We start from the raw sequence: 19,275 nt of genomic DNA, 5'->3' as shown, positions 1-19,275 counted from the left end.
TCCGGGCCCGTGCCGTTTCCTGCTTTCTGTTGTGTTCGGACATTACTCATGGCGCCGCCGCTCAGAATTGGCATCGCCGGCCTCGGTACGGTCGGTGCGGGTGTCGTGCGTATGCTGGCCCGCCGCAAGGATGACATCGCCACGCGCACCGGCCGCAAGGTCGAGGTGGTGGCGGTCAGCGCACGCGACCGTAACCGCAATCGCGACTGCGACCTTTCCGGCGTGCGCTGGTTCGACGATGCGCTCGCCCTTGCCCGCGATCCTGACATCGACGTCTTCGTCGAGCTGATCGGCGGCTCGGACGGCATCGCGAAGGCGGCTGTCGAGGCCGCTATCGAGGCCGGCCATGACGTCGCCACCGCCAACAAGGCGTTGCTCGCCCATCACGGCGTCGCGCTGGCCCGCGCGGCGGAGGCGAAGGGCGTCGGCATCGCCTTCGAGGCAGCGGTGGCCGGTGGCATTCCGATTGTCAAAACGCTGCGCGAGGCGCTGCTCGGTAACCGCGTCGAGCGGGTTTCGGGCATTCTCAACGGCACCTGCAACTACATCCTCACCCGCATGAAGGATGAGGGCCTCTCCTTCGAGAGCTGCCTCGACCAGGCTCAGCAGCTCGGCTATGCCGAGGCTGACCCGACCTTCGACGTCGACGGCTTCGACACCGCTCACAAGCTCGCGCTGCTGGCCAGCCTCGCCTTTGGCGTGCAGCCGGACCCCGAGGCGATCCATGTCGAGGGCATCCGCTCCATCACCCTTGCCGATCTCGATGCCGCCGACGAACTCGGCTATCGAATCAAGCTTTTGGGCGTCGCCGCGCGTTCCGGCGAGGCGGTGGAACTGCGGGTTCACCCGACCATGGTGCCTAAACATTGGCCAATCGCGCAGGTCTCCGGCGTCACCAATGCGGTGGCGGTGGACGGCGACGCGGTTGCGCTGACGCTGGTCGGCCCCGGCGCGGGCGGCGACGCCACGGCGTCCGCCGTGGTTGGCGACCTGTGCGACCTTGCGACGGCGCGGCCTCGCGCGGTTTTCGGCTGGCCGGCGGTCAATTTGCGGCCGGCGGGCAAGCCCGCAATCCAGCGTCATGAAGGTGGGTATTATATCCGTCTCGCCGCGGTCGATCGGCCCGGAACGGCGGCAGCGATTGCCCGCCATATGGCCGAGCAGAATATTTCTCTTGAGTCCATAATGCAGCACCGGCGTGGCCGGCCGCATGGCGGGGATCGGGCCGACAGCGCGGAAGACCCCGCGCCGGTGGTGTTGATCACCTATGCGACGACGGAAGACGCGGTGCGCCGTGCGATCGCCGCCATCGAGATCGATGGTGTGATCGCCTCGCCCCCGCAGGTTATACGTATCGAGAAGGATTGAGGGCAGGGACGATGGCGGAAATTACGGTCAAACCCGATCAGTTGCTGGAGCGCATTCTGACGCTTGAGCTGGTGCGCGTGACGGAACGCGCGGCGGTGGCATCGGCGGCGCTGCGCGGGCGCGGCGATGAAAAGGCGGCGGACAAGGCGGCGGTGGACGCCATGCGCCGCGAGCTGAACCGGCTGCCGATCGCCGGCCGCATCGTGATCGGCGAAGGCGAGCGCGACGAGGCCCCGATGCTGTTCATCGGCGAGGAACTCGGCAGCGGCAAGGGTCCGGCCGTCGACATCGCCGTCGATCCGCTGGAGGGCACCACGCTCTGCGCCAAGAACATGCCCGGCTCGATCGCCACCATGGCGATGGCCGAGGGCGGCACCATGCTCTATGCGCCCGACGTCTACATGGACAAGATCGCGATCGGTCCCGGCTACCCGAAGGGCACCATCGACATCGACGGCTCGCCGGCGGACAACATCCACTCCCTCGCCAAGGCGAAGGGCGTGAAGCCGCACGAGATTTCCGCGCTGATCCTCGATCGCCCCCGCCATGCCGCCATTATCGAGGCGGTACGCAAGACCGGCGCCTCGGTGCAGCTCATCACGGACGGCGACGTGGCCGGCGTGATCCACACCGCCAACCCCGACGAGACCGGCATCGACATCTATATGGGTACCGGTGGCGCGCCCGAGGGCGTGCTGGCTGCGGCGGCGCTGCGCTGCATTGGCGGCGAGATGTACACCCGCCTCATCCTCGACACCGAGGAGAAGCGCGAGCGCGCCAAGAAGATGGGCGTCTCCGACCCCAAGAAGATCTACACCATCCATGACATGGTGCGCGGCGACTGCCTGTTCTCCGCCACCGGCGTGACCACCGGCAACCTGCTGAAGGGCGTGAAGTACGAGAAGGGCGTGGTGAAGACCCACACCGTCGTCATGCGCTCGGCGACCGGGACGGTACGCTGGATCGAGGCCGAGCACCGCGACCTGTCGAAGTTCCACCTCGGCTGAGGCGCGCCCTCGGCCGTTTCGCCGCTCAACCCACGGGAAGGAAAGACGCCATGTTCACCGGAGATGCCGCCCTCGTCGCGCTGATCGAGAGCAACACCGCCCTGATCGAAGCCGGCAAGTACGGCGAGGTCGCCGAAGCCTATAAGAGCTTCGTCGCCGAGCACCCGACCACCAGCTACATGGCTTCCGAGCCGGTGCCGTTCAAGGTCAACATGTACCTGTCGAAGAAGTATGGCTCGTCGGCCACCACCACCTTCACCCTGCGCCACCCGACCTGGGCGTCGGACATCAAGAAGGCGCTGAAGGACAGCCCGGAGGCGTTCGCCTCGACCCTCGCCAAGATCGACGCGGACGTGGCCGAGATCGCCAAGGGCGTCAAGCCGCTGAGCTGAGACGTCTTTGCGCGCTTCGGCGCGCGTCTCTGCACCAACGAAAGGCCGGCCATCGCGCCGGCCTTTTTGTTTGCCGCGGTCAGAGCCCGGGATGGCTCAGGAAGTAATCGACGCCGAGTTGCACCATCGCCGGCTGCGAGGCGTGCGGGCCGGGGTGCTCGACATAGGTGAGCTCATAGCCCGCCGCGCGCAGTTTGGCGGCGTGGGAGCGGCCGGCGGTCGCGATCGGGGTCTGGGTGTCGTTCTGCCCGTGGGCGATGAACACCTTGGGCGAGCCCTCCTGCGCCAGCACGGTCATGAACCCGGCGGAGAAGGCGAGGATATGGGTGACGACGTGTCCGTTGCTGAGCCCGGTGGACAGCGAATAGCTGCCGCCGTCGGAATGGCCGGCAAAGGCGAAGCGGGCGGGGTCGAGCGTGAAGCGCGAGGCGACCTCGGCGAGGCCGATGTCGAGCCGCTCGCGGTCCGGACCGTTGCCGGCGATCACGATGTCCCAGGTCGGCAGCAGCGATTGCGGCACCAGCAGCAGAAAGCCGCGCTCTTCGGCATGCCGGCGCAGGATCGGCATGATCTTCTCTGCGCTGCCGCCCCCGCCATGAAACAGCGTGACGAACGGCGTCGGCCGCGCCGGGTCGATACCCTCGGGCACGACCAGCGCATAGTCGCGTGTCTCGAACAGGCCGAGATCGTGCCGGCCGGGCGGCAAGGCGGGCTTGGTGGGGGGCGTGTGGCGGAAGGCGAGGCGGCCGAGGAGCGAGAGATCGTGCATGGCGCGCACCATAGAACAGCGATCGAAAAAGAAAACGCCCCTCAGCGTCCCCATGCGCCAGCAAAGGCGCGGGGCGTGCGACCGTCCCGCGCCTCGCCTTGATGGTCGACTACCCGATGTCGCGTCCAGCCACGGCGGCGGCGATGGCGTCGCCGGCTTCCGTCGTCGAGGCGGTGCCGCCGAGGTCGCGGGTGAGGCAGATGCGCTCGGCCAGCACCTCCTCGATGACCTCCTCGATGGCGAGCGCGGCTTTCTCCTCGCCGAGGTGGCGCAGCATCATCGCGCCGGACCAGATCTGGCCGATCGGATTCGCCAGCCCCTTGCCGGCAATATCCGGCGCCGAGCCGTGCACGGGCTCGAACATCGACGGATAATCCCGCTCGGGATTGATGTTGCCTCCCGGCGCGATGCCGATCGAGCCGACAATGGCCGGACCAAGATCGGAGAGGATGTCGCCGAACAGGTTGGAGCCGACCACCACGTCGAACCAATCCGGATTGCGCACGAAATGCGCGGTCAGGATATCGATGTGGAAATGGTCGGTCCGGAAGTCGGGATATTGCGCCGCCATGGCGGCGAAGCGCTCATCCCAATAGGGCATGGTGTGGCTGATGCCATTCGACTTGGTGGCGGAGGTGACGTGCTTCTTGCGCGTGCCGGCCAGCTCGAAGGCGTAGCGCATCACGCGGTCGCAGCCGCGGCGGGTGAAGATGGACTGCTGCATCACCAATTCTTCCGGCGCACCCTCGAACAGCCGGCCGCCGATGGATGAATATTCGCCCTCATTGTTCTCGCGCACGACATAGAAATCGATGTCGCCGGCCTCGCGGCCCTTGAGCGGGCTCTCCACGCCCTTGAGCAGCTTCACCGGGCGCAGGTTGATGTACTGGTGGAAGCTGCGGCGGATCGGGATCAGCAGGCCCCACAGCGACACATGGTCCGGCACACCGGGAAAGCCGACGGCGCCGAGATAGATCGCATCCGTGTGACGGATCTGGTCGAGCCCGTCGGCGGGCATCATCGATCCGGTCTTGGCGAAGCGCTCGCACGACCAGTCGTAATGCTGCCACTCCAGAGCGAACCCCGCGCGCCGGGCGGCCGCCTCCAGCACCTTCTGGCCTTCCGGCACCACCTCGTTGCCAATGCCGTCGCCGGGGATCACCGCAATGCGGTACGTGCGCATGTGTCGTCTCCTCATTGGTGTCCAGCCTGCGCGTCACGCAGGGCGGCCGACCCACTTTCCAGCCGCGCGCCGGCATCGGCAAGGCGGCTCTTCACGCGGTCAACCGTCGCGATGTCATCCACGAGCCGCAAGAGACGGCTGCGCTATGTCCCGCAACTTCTACGTCGCAGGGTGGCTCCCGCTTTTCGCGCCCTTTACCAGCCAGGATATCGTGCCCCTGCACCTCGGTGCGCCGTGTCGTCGCCGCCACGGCACAGCCGCGGCGCACCGCGCGGGGGATGATCGTCCTATGCAGGGACGGGGATCGGGTCTATTCGGCGGAGGACGTCTTCCCCGACAGTCTTCCCGGCCCGTCCACCGCTTCCGGCGGCGGGGCCTTTCCTTGCGGTCCGACATGCCTTTCCGGTTCAAGCTTCTCGCCTTGCTGGTCGTCCTGTTCTGGGCGCTCAACGTGATCGTCATCAAGCTCGGGGTCGCGGATATCCCGCCGATCCTGATGAGCGCGCTGCGCTTCACGCTGGTGGCGGCGCTTTTGGTGCCGTTCACCCGCATCCGGCGCGACCAGTGGAAAGGCGTGGTGCTGGTGTCCGTCACCTTCGGCACCCTGCATTTCGGCGTGCTGTTCCTCGCGCTGGAGCGTGCGGAGGCGGGCACGAGCGCGATCCTCATCCAGCTCGGCGCGCCGATCGCCACCGTTCTCGCCTGCTTCGTGCTCAAGGAGCGGCTGGGGCCGATGCGGCTGCTGGGGCTCGCGGTCTCGGTCGCGGGAATCGCGGTGCTGGCGGTCGGGCCGACCATGCCGTCGCCGCTGCCTTTCGCGCTGCTGATGATCAGCGCCACGGCCTGGGCGGTGACCAATCTCATCATCAAGTCGATTCCCGGCATCTCGCCCATGACGATGATGGGCTGGTCGTCGCTGTTCGCGGTGCCGCAGGTGCTCACGGCCTCCTGGCTGCTGGAGGGCGAGCGCTGGTTCACCGCGAATTACGCCAGTCCCTGGGGCTGGATCGCGGTGATCTACAGCGCGATCGCCTCGTCGATCGTCGCCTATGGGATCTGGTACTGGCTGCTGCAGCGCTACCCGATCAATTCAGTGGTGCCGTTCTCGATGCTCAACCCGCTGCTGACGGTGCTGCTGGGCATCGTGCTGCTCGGCGATGCGCCCTCGCCGGTGAAAATCGCCGGGGCACTGGTGATGCTGGTCGGCGTCGCCTTGATCCTGCGCCGGCCCGTGACCGCGCCGACATTGCCCGACACCGCCTGAGACCGCGGGGCTCCCCGGACGCGCGCCCGGGGAGCTTGTGCATCGGTTGAGGCCTCACTTCGCCTTCAGGAAATCGCCGACTTCCAGCAGCACCATCTCGTTGTCGTCCGCCTTCGCCGGATCGCGCGAGGACGAGAACGGCAGGTTGTTGTCGTTGCCGACCAAGATATGGGTGGCGTCGACCACATCGACATTCTCGATGGTGAAGAACGGGAAGGTGAGCACGCCGTCATTGAGCGGCTTACGGGCCAGCTTGTCGGGATCGGCGATCTTCATCAGGTCGATATGGCCGATCTTGCGCACCGGGCCGCCGGCATTGGCGTCGGTCATCTCGATCTTGTAGACGCGCTTGAACTTCGCGAGGTCGTGGAAGCAGTCCGGCCCCTTGGTGCCCGCGGCGCACGCCTTGTCGGCGGTGCCTTCACCATTGTCGCGCTCGATGATCAGGCCGGTGGTGGCGTCGATCATGTTGAAATCGCCGATGGCAAGGCCGTTCCGCTCCAGCACGTACTGCCACATGCGGCCGGTCCATTTCTGCGCGGCCACGTCGAATTCGAGGATGGGCAGGAATTCGCGCCCGTCGGCGGTCTTCTGCCAATCCTTCTTGTCGGCGTCCCAGAGCGGGCCCTCCAGCAGCGCGTAGAGGAACCTGCCGTCCTTGGAGGCGGCCATGCCCTCATACCCCTTGGAACGGCGGGCATTGAAGCTGGCGGGGGCGTTCGGCGCGCCGGCCGAGGCGACGGCATAATGATCGGGCGAGCGCACCGGCATCTCCCCGGCGACGGTCTCGAACATGCCGAGCACCTTGCCGCTCATGTCGGCCTTGATCAGATAGGGGCCGAATTCCTCGCCGATCCAGAAGTTCCCGTCGATGATCTGGAAGCTCTCGAGGTCGAAATCCGCGCCGGTGAGATAGCGCTTTTCCGTGCCTTCATGAACGATGCGGAACGGCACCTTCCTGTCGGGATCGGTAAGGAACACGGTCTCCAGCGGGGTGAAGCTGCCGGTCTTCCAGTCGATGGCGTAGCGGTTGAGGTAGAGCGCCGAATCCGGGCTGTTGGCCTTCGAGCCCATGCCGTTATCCGTGATGATCCAGAACGAGCCGTCCGGCATGGTCTTGATCCCGGAATGGCCCTGGCGCGGCTGGCCCTTGAACGGCAGCGCCACGCCCGTGGGGCGCCCGGCGGACTTGCCCATCACCGAGCCGATCGCCTCGACGCGGGTGCCGGTGGTGAACTTGCCGGAGGTCTTCAGGTCTTCAGGTCCTCGGGCGCGTCGGCCGGCATCTCGATGAAGCTGGCCGCGGGCAGCACGGCATGGCCGGCGAGCGTCGCCGGAAAGGTCTGGTCGGCAATCGCGCCGGTGCTGAGAGCGATCAGCGCGAGCGCGGCGCTGGCGAGCAGGCGGGTGCGAGACATGAGCGGTTCTCCTTGTCGACGATCGACCGGGCGGTCGACGCGGCTTTCCTGACCGTCACCCGTGTCCGTTGCGCTACGTTTCGATGACCGCTGAATGACGTCTCCCCGGCCTCCGGGCGCGGAATGTGCCGGCATCTCCTGCCGCCGGGCTCGACGCGGGGGCGGGCTTAAGGCTTATCTCTCCCCATGAGTCTCGTTCTTCCCACCGCCGCCCCGGCACCCCGGCCGTTTCTCGGCGTCGCCCGTTCGGTGATCGGCCGGTTCTGGCGCGAGCGCCTCGACGTGCGCGGCGCGCAGGCGACCATGGCCATCGTCCAGCGCCATGGTGTGCCGGAGTTGCTGGCGCGCGTGCTTGCCGGGCGTGGCGTCGGCATAGACGAGGTGGAGGCCTGGCTCGACCCGACCATCAAGCGCCTGCTGCCCGATCCCGATACGCTCACCGACATGGAGCCTTGCGTCGCCCGGCTCGCCGACGCGGTGGTGACGGGCGAACAGGTGGCGGTGTTCGGCGACTATGATGTCGACGGCGCGACGTCGACCGCGCTGCTGGTGGAGGTGCTGCGCGCCGGGGGGCTGGATCCCGCCTTCCATATCCCGGACCGCATATTCGAGGGCTATGGCCCGAACATCCCCGCCATCGAGGCGCTGGCCGCCAATGGCGCGACGCTGCTGGTGACGGTGGATTGCGGCACCGCCAGCTTCGAGCCCTTTGCCCGCGCTCATGAGATCGGGCTCGACGTGGTGGTGATCGACCATCACCAGACCGGCGAAGAGCTGCCGCAGGTCGCGGCGCTGGTGAACCCGAACCGGGCGGACGATCTCTCAGGCCTTGGCCACCTTTGCGCGGTGGGGCTGGTGTTCGTCGTCGCGGTCGGTCTGGTGCGCGAGCTGCGCCGGCGCGGCTGGTGGAACCCCTCGCGCCCGGAACCCGACCTCCTTGCCGCGCTCGACATGGTGGCGCTCGGCACGGTGGCGGACGTGGTGCCGTTGATCGGCCTGAACCGCGCCTATGTCACCAAGGGGCTGATCCAGCTCCGCAAGCGCCAGCGACCGGGGCTGACCGCGCTGATGGACGCGGCCCGGCTTTCCGGCCCGCCCAAGGCGTGGCATCTCGGCTTCCTGCTCGGCCCGCGCATCAATGCCGGCGGCCGCATCGGCGATGCCGCGCTCGGGGCCCGGCTGCTGCTGTGCCAGGACCCGATCGAGGCGGCTGCGCTGGCGGTGGAACTCGACCGGCTCAATGCCGAGCGCCAGCAGGTGGAACGCGCCATCGTGGCGCAGGCCGAGGCTGAGGCAGACGCCGCGCTTGGGCTGTCGGGGGAGGGGGCGGTGATCCTCTCCAGCGGGCAGGGCTGGCATCCCGGCGTGGTCGGGCTGGTGGCGGCGCGGCTGAAGGAGAAGTTCGGCCGCCCGGCCTTCGCCATCGCCTTCACCGGCACCACGGGAGCGGGCTCGGCGCGCTCCATCCCCGGCGTCGATGTCGGGCGCGCCGTGCGCGGCGCGGTGGAGCGCGGCCTGCTGGTGAAGGGCGGCGGCCACGCCATGGCGGCGGGACTGACCATTGAGCGCGAGCGGCTGGGTGATCTGCGCGCCTATCTGGAGGAGGTGCTCTCCAGTGCGGTGGATGTCGCCCGCGCGGTGGACGAACTGGCGATCGACGGCGCGCTGTCGGCCGGCGGGGCGACGCCGGAACTGATCGAGATGGTGGAGCGCGCCGGCCCTTATGGCGCGGGAAACCCGCAGCCGGTGTTCGCCTTTCCCGCCCATCGCATCGTGTTCGCGGAAACCGGAAGCGCCGATCAGGTGCGGGTGCGACTGCGCGGCTCGGACGGCGCGACGCTCAACGCCGTCGCCTTCCGCGCCGCCAACGCCCCGCTCGGGCAGGCGCTGCTGGACGCGCGGGGCCGGCAGATGCATGTGGCCGGTACGCTCGACATCGACAGCTGGCAGGGCCGCTCGCAGGCCAGCCTGCGCATCAGCGACGTCGCCGACCCGGATCAGGCTTGAGCATCAACCACATGTGCGCCACAGCTGAATCAGTATGGCGGCGCGTTGAATCGCCGCCTCAAATCGAGACCGCCCGGAATCAGGATGTGAAGCCGTGACCGCAAGCACCGGAGACGACTCGACTTTCGCTTCCACCGGCCCGTCGGTCGCCATTGTCGGCGCCGGCCCTGCCGGCCTCATCGCCGCGCAGGTGCTCGCCGAGGCCGGTTGCCGGGTGAGCCTGTATGAGCGCATGGCCTCGCCCGCGCGCAAGTTCCTCATCGCCGGTCGGGGCGGGCTGAACCTCACGCATTCGGAACCGCGCGAGAGCTTCCTCGCCCGCTATGGCGCCGCGCGCGACTGGCTGGCACCGATGCTCGACGTCTATCCGCCGGCGCGACTGCGCGCGCTGGCTGAGCGGCTCGGCGAGGCGACCTTCATCGGCACCAGCGGCCGGGTGTTTCCCAAAAGCTTCAAGGCCTCCCCGCTTCTGCGCACCTGGCTTGGCCGGCTCGGCGAACTCGGCGTGACGCTGGAAACGCGGCACGACTGGCGCGGCTGGACGCCGGAGGGTGCGCTGCGTTTCTCGACCCCGCAGGGCGAGCATGTGGTTGCGGCCGACGCCGCGATTTTCGCGCTGGGTGGGGCGAGCTGGCCGCGGCTCGGCGGTGATGGAAGCTGGGTCGCGCCGTTCCGCGAAGCCGGCGTGAGCGTGGCCCCGCTGCGCCCGTCCAATAGCGGCGCGCGCATTGTCTGGAGCGACTTTTTCCGCGCCCGCCATGCCGGCCAGCCGCTCAAGCGCATCGCGCTGACGGCCGGCGGCGTGCGTGCGCGCGGCGAGGCGATGATTACCGAAGCGGGGCTGGAGGGCGGCGCGGTCTACGAGCTCTCCGCCCGGCTGCGCGAGGAGGCGGAGTGGGACGGTGCCGCACGGCTCACCGTCGACCTGCGCCCCGATCTGGGCGAGGCGGAACTCGTGGCCCGGCTCGCGGCGACGCGAAAAGGCGAATCCATGGCCAACCGGCTGCGCAAGGCCGCCGCGCTCTCGCCCGCCGCGGCTTCGCTGCTGCGCGAGGCCGGCCTGGACCTGCCCTCCGAGCCGAAGGCGCTGGCCATGCGGATCAAGGCGGTGCCTCTTGCGGTCGAAGGGCTCGCCGGGCTGGAACGCGCCATTTCGTCGGCCGGCGGCGTTGCCCGCTCCGCGCTGGGGCCGGACTTGATGCTGACCGCACGGTCAGGCCAGTTCATAGCCGGCGAAATGCTTGATTGGGAGGCGCCGACCGGCGGCTATCTGCTTCAGGGCTGTTTCGCCACCGGCTATGCGGCGGCATGTGGCGCGCTGCGCCATCTCGGGCTAGCGGAGCCGACGCCATGGACCGGGCCGTGGCACGCGGGCGATGCCGACTGAGGGCCTGAAAGCGCGGGACGACGGCTGAGGGAGCGCGTGCCGCCGTCCCGCGCGGGATCACGAGACCAGCCGGGAAAACGGTCTCGCGAACCTGTCAGGCAGTCGATGACGCCCGGATTTCGCCGTGGTCATCAACTTCGTGAAGATGAATACTCCGTCACGCTCAGTATCACAATGCCTATCTTTAATTGTTATTATAGTTCTAAAGAAGGCGGTTTGAATTTACTTGGATAAATCTGCCCGCCGTCGTGGCGGCTTGCGCCGGACGCGCCGCGCGCTTAGCTGCTGCACGAAGCGGCCCGCGCGGCGCGAACGAGGTCCACGCGGCGCGAACGAGGATTGAAGTATGGCACGGCTATTCTTTCGCCGGGGGCAGGGCAGCGAGGCGGCGCCCGATGCGGCGCGCGAGCTTGCGCGGAAAGCCCGGGAGATTCTCGGCGTCGGCGAGGAAACCACCTTGTCGATCACTGAAATCGCCTGCGGCGATCCGGCCTGCGGCGGTGCCGAGACGGTGGTGCTGGTGATGCGTCCCGGCCGCAAGACCGAGGCCGCCAAGGTGCTGCGCCCGCTCGCCAGCGTAACGGACGAGGATCTGCAAGAGGCGCTGGCCACGCTGGCGAATCCTGCTTCGTGAACCCGGCCCACATCCTAAAGTATTCGCCTTGATGCTGATCAATAGCCGACATGACGCAGCGTAGCATTCACTGTATAAACATTCTAAAGTAAGATCGAAGACTTGCAGGTGTTTCGTTCCGTGGCGTAGGAATGCTTCGCTAGGGGGTGCCGCGGAGGCGCCCGGAGGAGACATCCATGCGAGCCCGAATGACATTCGCCGCGCCGCTGCTCGCGGCCCTCGCGCTGGGCGCGGTCGCCGCCGCCCCGGCGCATGCCGATACCGCGCCGAAGCCCAAGGACATTGCCGTCACCTACGCCAATATCGCCGAGGCGATGTATGGCGACAGCCTGACGACCGCCAAGGCGCTCCAGACTGCGGTCAACGCCTTCATCGCCGAACCCACCGAGGCCAATCTCGGCACCGCCAAGGCCGCCTGGAAGGCCGCCCGCGTGCCCTACCAGCAGACCGAGGGCTTCCGCTTCGGCAATGCCATCGTCGATGACTGGGAAGGCCGCGTGAACGCCTGGCCGCTCGACGAAGGCCTCATCGATTACGTCGACAAGAGCTATGGCGATACGTCGGACGAGAACCCCCTCTATACCGCGAACATCATCGCCAATACCAAGGTGCGCGTCGGCAAGAAAACCATCGACACCACCAAGATCACCCCGAAGCTGCTGGACAGCCTTCAGGAGGCGGGCGGCGTCGAATCCAATGTCGCCATTGGCTATCACGCCATTGAATTCCTGCTCTGGGGTCAGGACCTGAACGGCACCGGACCGGGCGCCGGCAAGCGCCCCGCGACCGATTACTCGACCTCGAACTGCACCGGCGGCAACTGCGAGCGCCGCGCCGCCTATCTCAAGGCCGCGACCGACCTGCTGGTGACCGACCTCACCGACATGACCAAGTGGTGGGGGCCGAAGGGCAAGGCCCGCAAGGCGGTGCTGGACCAGAAGGGCAAGGCCGCGCTCGGCACCATCCTCACCGGCCTCGGCTCGCTCTCCTATGGCGAACTGGCGGGCGAGCGCATGAAGCTCGGTCTGATCCTGCACGACCCCGAGGAGGAGCATGACTGCTTCTCCGACAACACCCACAACTCGCATTATTATGACGAGCTGGGCATCGCCTCCATCTATCGCGGCACGTACACCCGCGTCGACGGGTCGGTGGTCGAGGGGCCGTCCATCGCCGCCTATGCCGCCGCTCTGGCGCCCAAGGCGAATGACGAGGCGGAAGCCAAGATCGACGCCGCGCTGGCCGCGCTCAAGGCGATCAAGGACGAGGCCGACAGCGGCAAGCAGGCCTATGACCAGCAGATCGGCGAAGGCAATGTCGAGGGCAACGCGCTGGTGCAGAAGGGCGTCGATTCCCTCGTTGCCCAGACCCGCGCCATCGAGGGCGTGGTCTCCGCGCTCAAGCTGAAGATCAAGGTCGAAGGCTCCGACAGCCTGGACGATCCTTCCAAGGTCGGCCAGTGAGCCCGCAGCGATGAGCGGCGGCGCGACACTCTCGCGCCGCGCCTTTCTTGGCGCGGCGGCACTGGGCGCGGGGGCGGCACTGGCCCCTTCGCGTGTCAGTGTCGCCCGCACGCCGGCCGCCTTCGTGCCGACGAAGACTCTGACGCTGGCCTCCGGCGAGATGGATTTCCGCCTGCTCGGCGCCGACCGACCCGCCACGCGCATTTATGCCTATGACGGAATCCCTTTTCAGGAATTGCGCCTGCCGCGCGGCACGCGGCTTGAGGCCACCTTCGAGAACGGGCTCGATGAGGGCTCGACCGTGCATTTCCACGGCATCCGCATGCCGAACGAATATGATGGCGTGCCGACCATCACCCAGCCGCTGATTCAGCCCGGCGGTCGCTTCGTCTACCGCATCCCGCTGGACGATCCCGGCACCTTCTTCTTCCATCCCCATTGCGACGAGACCGGGCAGGCCGGGCGCGGGCTGGTCGGCGTGCTGGTCGTCGAGGACCCGCGCGATCCCACATTCGACGCCGAGCATGTGCTGTCGCTGAAGGACTGGCGCCTCGCGCAGGACGGCAGCTTCCTCGATCTGTCCGAGCCGGACGGCGCCTCGAAGGCCGGCACCTTCGGCGCCACGCGCTCGGTGAACGGCGTGGCCGCGCTCGAATTGTCGGCCCCGGCGGGTGGAGATGTGCGGCTGCGCATCCTGAACGTCGATTCGACCCGCATCATGGATATCGGCGTCGAGGGCGCGGAGGCGATGCTGATCGCGGTCGACGGCCATGCCTTGCCGCCCGTGAGCCTGGATTCGCTGCCGGATGGCGTCTGGCGCATGGGTCCGGCCCAGCGCATAGACCTCGCTTTGCGCATGCCGGCGGATGGCTCCACAGTGACGATCGGCGATTATCGCGCCGCCGACATCTACAGCTTCGCCACGCTCACCGCGCAGGGCCGGGTGAAGCGCGGCAAGCCGGCCTATGCCCTGCCCAAGGCCGCCATTCCGCGCGCCGACCTCAAAAAGGCGACACGCCATTCCTTCACGCTGCAGCAGGCGACCGACAGCGCGGTGAAGGAACTCAGTCTCCCCCCGGACGATCCGCTGGCGAAGGCCCTGCTCGACAGCCTGTGCGTTGGCTCCACCACCTATTGGGGCATCAATCAGGATAGCTGGCCCACCGGTGAGCGCCGCAGCGTGCCGCCGCCGCTCGCGACCATGAGGGCCGATGCCAGCTACCGCGTCGAGATCAAGAACGAAACGCGCTTTCCGCATCCCGTCCACCTCCACGGCCATGCCTTCGAGGTGCTCTCCTCCAGTCTCGACCGGCTGCCGCGTCATCTGGCGGACACCGTGCTGGTGCAGCCGGGGGAGGCGGTGGAGATCGCCTTCGTCGCCGCGCCGGGGGACTGGGTGTTCCACTGCCACATCCTGGAGCATATGGAGACCGGGATGATGGGCTATTTCCGGGTGGTGTGATGGCGCCCTCCGACCCGATCGCGTGGCATACTTCCTCTCCTCGAGGGGGCGGGGCGAGGTCGCGCCGGCCTGCCACGCCGCGCTCGCCCTTGCCCGGAAGCCGCGCGGCCGGCTTCCCCCTGTGGCGGAGAGGCCTGGCATGGCTCGCGCTCGCGGGCGGCGTCCTGTCGGGTCTCGCCGTTCTCGCGCCGCCCGCCCAGGCCGGGGAGGCCGGGCTCGACCGCGCGATCGGCAAGGCCCTGTTTGAACGGCCCTGGGTGCCCGCGCCCAGTTCCACCCGCGCCAATGATGGGCTCGGCCCGCTGTTCGACGCCCGCTCCTGCTCGGCCTGCCACCCGGCGGGTGCCGGGCGCGGGGCCACGGCGCTGGACGAGGCCGGCCGGCCGGAAGGGCTTGGTCTGGTGCTGTCGCTGATCCGGGAGGATGGCGCGGCCGATCCGGTCTATGGCCGTCGGATGGAAACCATGACTCTGCCCGGCGTGCCGGCGGAAGGCGAGATCGCGGTCGCCGTCGAGCAGGGACGCCGCGTGCCGCGCATCGAGAATGCCGGATATGGGCCGCTGGACCCCGCCACCTTCATCTCGCTGCGTGCCGCCCCGGAGTTGCGCGGACGTGGCCTGCTGGAGCAGGTGGACGACGCCACGATCCTCGCGCTGGAGGACCCGGATGACCGCGACGGCGACGGCGTGCGGGGCCGTGCGCGGCGGCTGGACCATGCCGAAGGCGGCTCGGCCATCGGTCGTTTCGGCTGGAAGGCGAGCCATGCCACGCTGGCGAGCCAGACCGCCGAAGCCTTTTCGCTCGACCTTGGCCTTTCCACCCCCGAGCGCCCGGAGCCCTGGGGCGACTGTAGCGAGGCGCAGACGGGCTGCCGCAACGCGCCCCATGGCCGCGACGCCGAGGGCGCGCCGGAAATAGGCGACGCCATCGTCCAGCGCATCGTTGCCTATCTCGCCGGGTTGAAGCTGCCTTCGACCGAGGCTGACGCGCATGGCGCCCGGCTGTTCGCTTCCACCGGTTGCGCCACCTGTCATCGTCCGGAACTGCAATTGCGCGACGGCGGAACAGTGGCGCTGTTCACGGATGTGCTGCTGCACGACATGGGCGAGGGCCTCGCCGATCCGGTCGGCGTGCCGGGGGCGGGCGCGGGCGAATGGCGCACCGCGCCACTGGCGGGCCTGTCGCGCGGCCTCGCGCGCGGCGCCGGCCTGCTGCATGATGGCCGGGCGGCCGATGTCGCGCAGGCGGTGAGGTGGCACGGCGGCGAGGCCGCCCGCGCCCGTGACCGTTTTGACGAGTTGAGCGCGCGCCAGCGCCGCGCCCTGCTCGACTATGTTTCTTCCCTCTGATCCGAGGCCGATCATGTCCCGCTCCCCCCTCGCCATGGCTCTGGCGCTCGCCTCGCAGATCGGGCAGACCGCGCTGGGCGTGCCGGCGGTCGCTACGGCGGCCACGCTGGTGGCGCAGTTTTTCAGCGTCCGGGCCCACGCCGCGCCGATCGCCGCCCCTGAGGTGGTCGAGCAATGGCTGCTGCCGCGCTATGACGCGCTCCATGCCGCGACCACCGCGCAGAAGGACGCTTGGGCCCGCTTCTGCGCCGGCCCTTCCGCCGCCGGGCTGGCAGAGCTGAAGCAGCGGTTCGCGGCGACGTCGAATGCCTGGGCCTCGGTCGAGTTCATCACCTTCGGCCCGGTCACGCTGTCGCTCCGCCCGGATCGTTTCAACCTGTTCCCCGAGCGGCGCAACGCCATCGGTCGCTCGCTGGCCGAACTGATCGCCGACCCGACCGACGAACGGCTGCAGCCGGAGCGTTTCGGGCGGCTCAGCGCCGCCGCGCAGGGCCTGCCGGCACTGGAGCGCCTGCTTTATGAAGAAGGCGCGGCCGACGCGCTGCTCGCCGGGCCGGAAGCGACACGGCGCTGCGGGATCGGTCTCGCGGTCGCCGGCAATCTCGACACCATGGCGGGCGAGATCCGGCAAGGCTGGGGCGATCGCACGAGCGGCCTGCTGGCCCAACTTCTCGCCGGAAAGAGCGACCCGGTGTTCTTCCCCGATCCGTCCGCGCTGCTCAGCCAGATCGTGACCGACCTTGCCGGTGCCTATCAGCGCGTCGTGGACCAGCGGCTGCTGGCGGTGCTCGGCAAGTCGCCCGACGAGGCCAGGCCGCTGATCGCGGACCGGCGGCGCAGCGGCCTGTCGAAGGCGACCATCGCCGCAATGATCACCAGCGCCGACGACCTCGCTTTGCTGCTGGCCAAGGGCATCGACGCCAAGGGGCAGGCCGTGATTGCAGCCGCCACCGACGCTGCGGCCAAGGCCGCGCAAGCTCTGCCCGATGATATTGGCACGGCCGCCACCACACCGCAGGGCCGCAAGGCGCTGGAGAGCGCGGCCGCGACCTTCAAGGCCGCGCAGGCCAAGGTCGCCGATCCGCTGGCCTCCGGCCTCGGCGTGCCGCTGGGCTTCAACGCGCTCGATGGCGATTGAGGCGGGTCATGGGCCTCTTTGACCTCTCCCGCCGCTCGCTTCTCGCCGCCGTCGGCAGCCTCGCGAGCGCGCCGCGCGTGCTGTTCGGCACCGCCCACGCGCAGGACCATCTGCTGGAGGTCGAGTGGCTGGCGACCGCCGGCGTGGCCGACGGTTTCGCGCCGGTCGTGCTGTCGCCCGATTACGGCGCGACGCAGGTCGGCGCCGGCATGCAGCGGCTGCATTGGGTGGAGCCGAGCCCGGACGGGGCCACCGCGATCGCGGTGGCCCGCCGGCCCGGCACGACGGCATTGCTGTTCGACCGCCGGCACGGCACGGTGCTCGCGACCTTCGAGCCGGGCGAGGGGCGGGTGTTCTCCGGCCATGGCCGCTTCATCGAGGGCGGACAGCGCTTTCTGGCGGTGGAGATCGAGGTGCCGGGCGGCGATGGCGTCGTCTCGCTGCGCGACGTCGAGGCCGGGTTTGCCATCGTCGCCGAATGGGCGTCCTCGGGCATCGGCCCGCACGACATGCTGCCGTCGGGCGGCGCTTTGGTGGTGGCCAATGGCGGTATCGAGCCGCACACGCCCGAGGCCATCGGTGCCGAGGTTGCCGGCGCCAGCATCGCGCTGCTCGACGCGCAGACCGGCCGGCTGCGCGCGGTGGCCGAGCTTTCGGACGATCTGTCCTCGCTGTCGCTGCGCCATCTCGCGGCCGGGCCGACGGGGCAGGTGGTCGTCGCCGCGCAGGATTTGATCGCCGATGAGATCGCCCGCCCGCTGGTCTATGCGGTGGAGGGCGAAAGGCTGCGCGCCTTCGACGCGCCGGACGCGGAATGGCGCGGTCTGCGCACCTATGTCGGTTCGGTCGCCTATGACCGTTCGGGCGCCTTTGTCGCCGCCGCCAGCCCGCGCGGCAACCGGGTGATGCTGTGGAAGGCCGATGGGCGTTTCCTCGGCTCGATCCCGCTGGTCGACGGCTGCGGCCTCGCGCCGACGCGAGAGCCGGGCCAGTTCCTCGCCACCAGCGGGCTCGGCGAGGTGGTGCTGATCGCGACCGACGGCGAGGGCGTCGGTGTCGTCGCGCGGCGCTCGGGCGGGCCGCGTTTCGACAATCACGCGGTGCTGGCAGGGTAGGGGCTCTTTCCTTTTGCCGGGGGCAGGAGGATAAGAACAGGCTATGACCGTCGTTCGATTTTAAATACTCAGGTTTCCTGTAAATGAACCGCCTGTTCGCCTCGTTGCCCACCACCGTGTTTGAAACCATGTCGCGGCTCGCGCGCGAGCATGAGGCGGTCAATCTCGGGCAGGGTTTTCCGGACGATCCCGGCCCGCGCGACGTGCGCGAAAAGGCGGCCGAGGCGGTGCTGAACGGCTGGAACCAGTATCCGCCGATGATGGGGCTGCCGGAGCTGCGCCGCGCGGTGGCCGACCATTACGCCCTGTGGCAGGGGCTCGACCTCGATCCCGAGCGCGAGGTGATGGTGACCTCCGGCGCGACCGAGGCGTTGGCCGGCGCGCTGCTGGCGCTGATCGAGCCGGGCGACGAGGTGGTGCTGTTCCAGCCGCTCTATGACGCCTATCTGCCGCTGGTGCAGCGTGCCGGCGGCATTCCGCGCCTCGTGCGCCTCGTGCCGCCGGCCTGGCGCATCACCGAGGCCGCGCTGGCGGAGGCCTTCTCGCCGCGCACCAAGCTGGTGCTGTTCAATAACCCGCACAACCCGACCGGCCGCGTGTTCGACCGGCAGGAACTGGAACTGCTGGCGGGCTTCTGCGTGCGCCACGACGCCGTGCTGGTCAGCGACGAGGTGTGGGAGCATGTCGTGTTCGATGGGCTTGAGCACACCAGCGTGCTGGCGCTTCCCGGCATGCGCGAGCGCGCGGTGAAGATCGGCTCGGCCGGAAAGATTTTCGGCATGACCGGCTGGAAGGTCGGCTTCGTCTGCGCGGCGCCGGAGCTGATGCAGGTGCTCTCCAAGGCCCACCAGTTCCTCACCTTCACCACGCCGCCCGCGCTGCAGGTGGCCGTGGCCTATGGGCTAGGCAAGGAGCGCGACTGGTTCCTCGGCATGCGCGCCGGGTTGCAGCGCTCGCGTGACCGGCTGAGTGCGGGCCTGACGCGGATCGGCATGCGGGTTCTGCCGTCATCCGGCACCTACTTCCTCAATGTCGATCTCGACGCGCAGGGCATCAACCTGAAGGACGAGGCCTTGTGCCGGCAGATGGTGGAGCGCGACCGCGTGGCGGCGATCCCGGTCTCCGCCTTCTATGCGCAGGACCGTGTGGAAAGCGTGGTGCGCTTCTGCTTCGCCAAAACGGACGGCACGCTGGACGCCGCGATCGACCGGCTGGCGCGGGCCGCTGTTCAGGTTTGAGGCAGAAACCGCCATTCGCAGGCAGGCAGCATTAGTTTGTATGCCAACATCGCGGCCGAAACCGGACGATCCCGCGTCAGC

General features: G+C 68.6%; 15 protein-coding genes and 1 pseudogene. 13 read left to right on the top strand and 3 right to left on the bottom strand.

Annotated features, from left to right (window positions below):
* Positions 1–48: 48 nt before the first annotated feature.
* The 3 genes from MKI84_RS09930 to MKI84_RS09920 are packed head-to-tail and all read left to right on the top strand — an operon-like array spanning position 49 to position 2,767.
* A complete protein-coding gene (locus MKI84_RS09930) occupies positions 49–1,368 on the top strand; it encodes a homoserine dehydrogenase (RefSeq protein ID WP_241619105.1) in 1,320 nt (439 codons plus the stop codon).
* An 11-nt stretch (positions 1,369–1,379) separates the two neighbouring features.
* Complete coding sequence (gene glpX, locus MKI84_RS09925) at positions 1,380–2,375, top strand: class II fructose-bisphosphatase (RefSeq protein WP_241619102.1); 996 nt, start codon at positions 1,380–1,382, stop codon at positions 2,373–2,375.
* Between the two features lie 50 nt (positions 2,376–2,425).
* Positions 2,426–2,767 carry a hypothetical protein gene (locus MKI84_RS09920; protein ID WP_241619099.1) on the top strand — a complete coding sequence of 114 codons (342 nt, stop codon included), beginning with the start codon at positions 2,426–2,428 and terminating at the stop codon, positions 2,765–2,767.
* 79 nt (positions 2,768–2,846) lie between these two features.
* Here the strand turns inward: MKI84_RS09920 and MKI84_RS09915 are convergent, their stop codons facing one another.
* Positions 2,847–3,536, bottom strand: coding sequence for an alpha/beta hydrolase (locus MKI84_RS09915; RefSeq protein ID WP_241619096.1), 690 nt, complete (start codon positions 3,534–3,536; stop codon positions 2,847–2,849).
* A 109-nt stretch (positions 3,537–3,645) separates the two neighbouring features.
* Positions 3,646–4,719 carry a tartrate dehydrogenase gene (locus MKI84_RS09910; protein ID WP_241619093.1) on the bottom strand — a complete coding sequence of 358 codons (1,074 nt, stop codon included), beginning with the start codon at positions 4,717–4,719 and terminating at the stop codon, positions 3,646–3,648.
* A gap of 394 nt (positions 4,720–5,113) precedes the next feature.
* On the opposite strand from MKI84_RS09910, the gene MKI84_RS09905 reads away from it, so the two are divergent.
* Positions 5,114–5,983 carry a DMT family transporter gene (locus MKI84_RS09905; RefSeq protein ID WP_241619091.1) on the top strand — a complete coding sequence of 290 codons (870 nt, stop codon included), beginning with the start codon at positions 5,114–5,116 and terminating at the stop codon, positions 5,981–5,983.
* Positions 5,984–6,037: 54 nt separating this feature from the next.
* Here the strand turns inward: MKI84_RS09905 and MKI84_RS09900 are convergent.
* Positions 6,038–7,401: pseudogene (locus MKI84_RS09900) on the bottom strand (esterase-like activity of phytase family protein).
* A 186-nt stretch (positions 7,402–7,587) separates the two neighbouring features.
* On the opposite strand from MKI84_RS09900, the gene recJ reads away from it, so the two are divergent.
* The 9 genes from recJ (at position 7,588) to MKI84_RS09855 (ending at position 19,194) form a co-directional block, all read left to right on the top strand.
* Positions 7,588–9,408 (top strand): single-stranded-DNA-specific exonuclease RecJ, encoded by a 1,821-nt coding sequence (gene recJ, locus MKI84_RS09895; RefSeq protein ID WP_241619089.1) that lies wholly within the window; start codon positions 7,588–7,590, stop codon positions 9,406–9,408.
* Positions 9,409–9,502: 94 nt separating this feature from the next.
* Positions 9,503–10,795 carry a BaiN/RdsA family NAD(P)/FAD-dependent oxidoreductase gene (locus MKI84_RS09890; RefSeq protein ID WP_241619087.1) on the top strand — a complete coding sequence of 431 codons (1,293 nt, stop codon included), beginning with the start codon at positions 9,503–9,505 and terminating at the stop codon, positions 10,793–10,795.
* Positions 10,796–11,141: 346 nt separating this feature from the next.
* Positions 11,142–11,429 (top strand): hypothetical protein, encoded by a 288-nt coding sequence (locus tag MKI84_RS09885; RefSeq protein WP_241619085.1) that lies wholly within the window; start codon positions 11,142–11,144, stop codon positions 11,427–11,429.
* Between the two features lie 176 nt (positions 11,430–11,605).
* Positions 11,606–12,892 carry an imelysin family protein gene (locus tag MKI84_RS09880; RefSeq protein WP_241619067.1) on the top strand — a complete coding sequence of 429 codons (1,287 nt, stop codon included), beginning with the start codon at positions 11,606–11,608 and terminating at the stop codon, positions 12,890–12,892.
* A 10-nt stretch (positions 12,893–12,902) separates the two neighbouring features.
* Positions 12,903–14,354 (top strand): multicopper oxidase family protein, encoded by a 1,452-nt coding sequence (locus MKI84_RS09875; RefSeq protein WP_241619059.1) that lies wholly within the window; start codon positions 12,903–12,905, stop codon positions 14,352–14,354.
* A gap of 89 nt (positions 14,355–14,443) precedes the next feature.
* On the top strand, positions 14,444–15,703 hold the full coding sequence (locus tag MKI84_RS09870) for a di-heme oxidoredictase family protein (protein WP_241619057.1): 1,260 nt from the start codon (positions 14,444–14,446) through the stop codon (positions 15,701–15,703).
* Positions 15,704–15,716: 13 nt separating this feature from the next.
* Positions 15,717–16,841, top strand: coding sequence for an imelysin family protein (locus tag MKI84_RS09865; protein WP_241619055.1), 1,125 nt, complete (start codon positions 15,717–15,719; stop codon positions 16,839–16,841).
* Between the two features lie 8 nt (positions 16,842–16,849).
* Positions 16,850–17,956, top strand: coding sequence for a DUF1513 domain-containing protein (locus tag MKI84_RS09860; RefSeq protein WP_241619054.1), 1,107 nt, complete (start codon positions 16,850–16,852; stop codon positions 17,954–17,956).
* Positions 17,957–18,039: 83 nt separating this feature from the next.
* Positions 18,040–19,194, top strand: coding sequence for an aminotransferase (locus MKI84_RS09855; protein WP_241619051.1), 1,155 nt, complete (start codon positions 18,040–18,042; stop codon positions 19,192–19,194).
* Positions 19,195–19,275 lie beyond the last annotated feature (81 nt).

Source organism: Ancylobacter gelatini, from assembly GCF_022601675.1.
In the GTDB taxonomy this organism is placed as follows: domain Bacteria; phylum Pseudomonadota; class Alphaproteobacteria; order Rhizobiales; family Xanthobacteraceae; genus Ancylobacter; species Ancylobacter gelatini.
Note: the sequence above shows the minus strand (reverse complement) of the source record. Positions and strands in the feature narration are given on the sequence as shown.

Coding starts and splice junctions, on each gene's coding strand:
- MKI84_RS09860 (WP_241619054.1), top strand. CDS start 16,850: ATGGGCCTCTTTGACCTCTCCCGCCGCTCGCTTCTCGCCGCCGTCGGC.
- MKI84_RS09915 (WP_241619096.1), bottom strand. CDS start 3,536: ATGCACGATCTCTCGCTCCTCGGCCGCCTCGCCTTCCGCCACACGCCC.
- MKI84_RS09865 (WP_241619055.1), top strand. CDS start 15,717: ATGTCCCGCTCCCCCCTCGCCATGGCTCTGGCGCTCGCCTCGCAGATC.
- recJ (WP_241619089.1), top strand. CDS start 7,588: ATGAGTCTCGTTCTTCCCACCGCCGCCCCGGCACCCCGGCCGTTTCTC.
- MKI84_RS09875 (WP_241619059.1), top strand. CDS start 12,903: ATGAGCGGCGGCGCGACACTCTCGCGCCGCGCCTTTCTTGGCGCGGCG.
- MKI84_RS09880 (WP_241619067.1), top strand. CDS start 11,606: ATGCGAGCCCGAATGACATTCGCCGCGCCGCTGCTCGCGGCCCTCGCG.
- MKI84_RS09885 (WP_241619085.1), top strand. CDS start 11,142: ATGGCACGGCTATTCTTTCGCCGGGGGCAGGGCAGCGAGGCGGCGCCC.
- MKI84_RS09910 (WP_241619093.1), bottom strand. CDS start 4,719: ATGCGCACGTACCGCATTGCGGTGATCCCCGGCGACGGCATTGGCAAC.
- MKI84_RS09855 (WP_241619051.1), top strand. CDS start 18,040: ATGAACCGCCTGTTCGCCTCGTTGCCCACCACCGTGTTTGAAACCATG.
- glpX (WP_241619102.1), top strand. CDS start 1,380: ATGGCGGAAATTACGGTCAAACCCGATCAGTTGCTGGAGCGCATTCTG.
- MKI84_RS09920 (WP_241619099.1), top strand. CDS start 2,426: ATGTTCACCGGAGATGCCGCCCTCGTCGCGCTGATCGAGAGCAACACC.
- MKI84_RS09905 (WP_241619091.1), top strand. CDS start 5,114: ATGCCTTTCCGGTTCAAGCTTCTCGCCTTGCTGGTCGTCCTGTTCTGG.
- MKI84_RS09930 (WP_241619105.1), top strand. CDS start 49: ATGGCGCCGCCGCTCAGAATTGGCATCGCCGGCCTCGGTACGGTCGGT.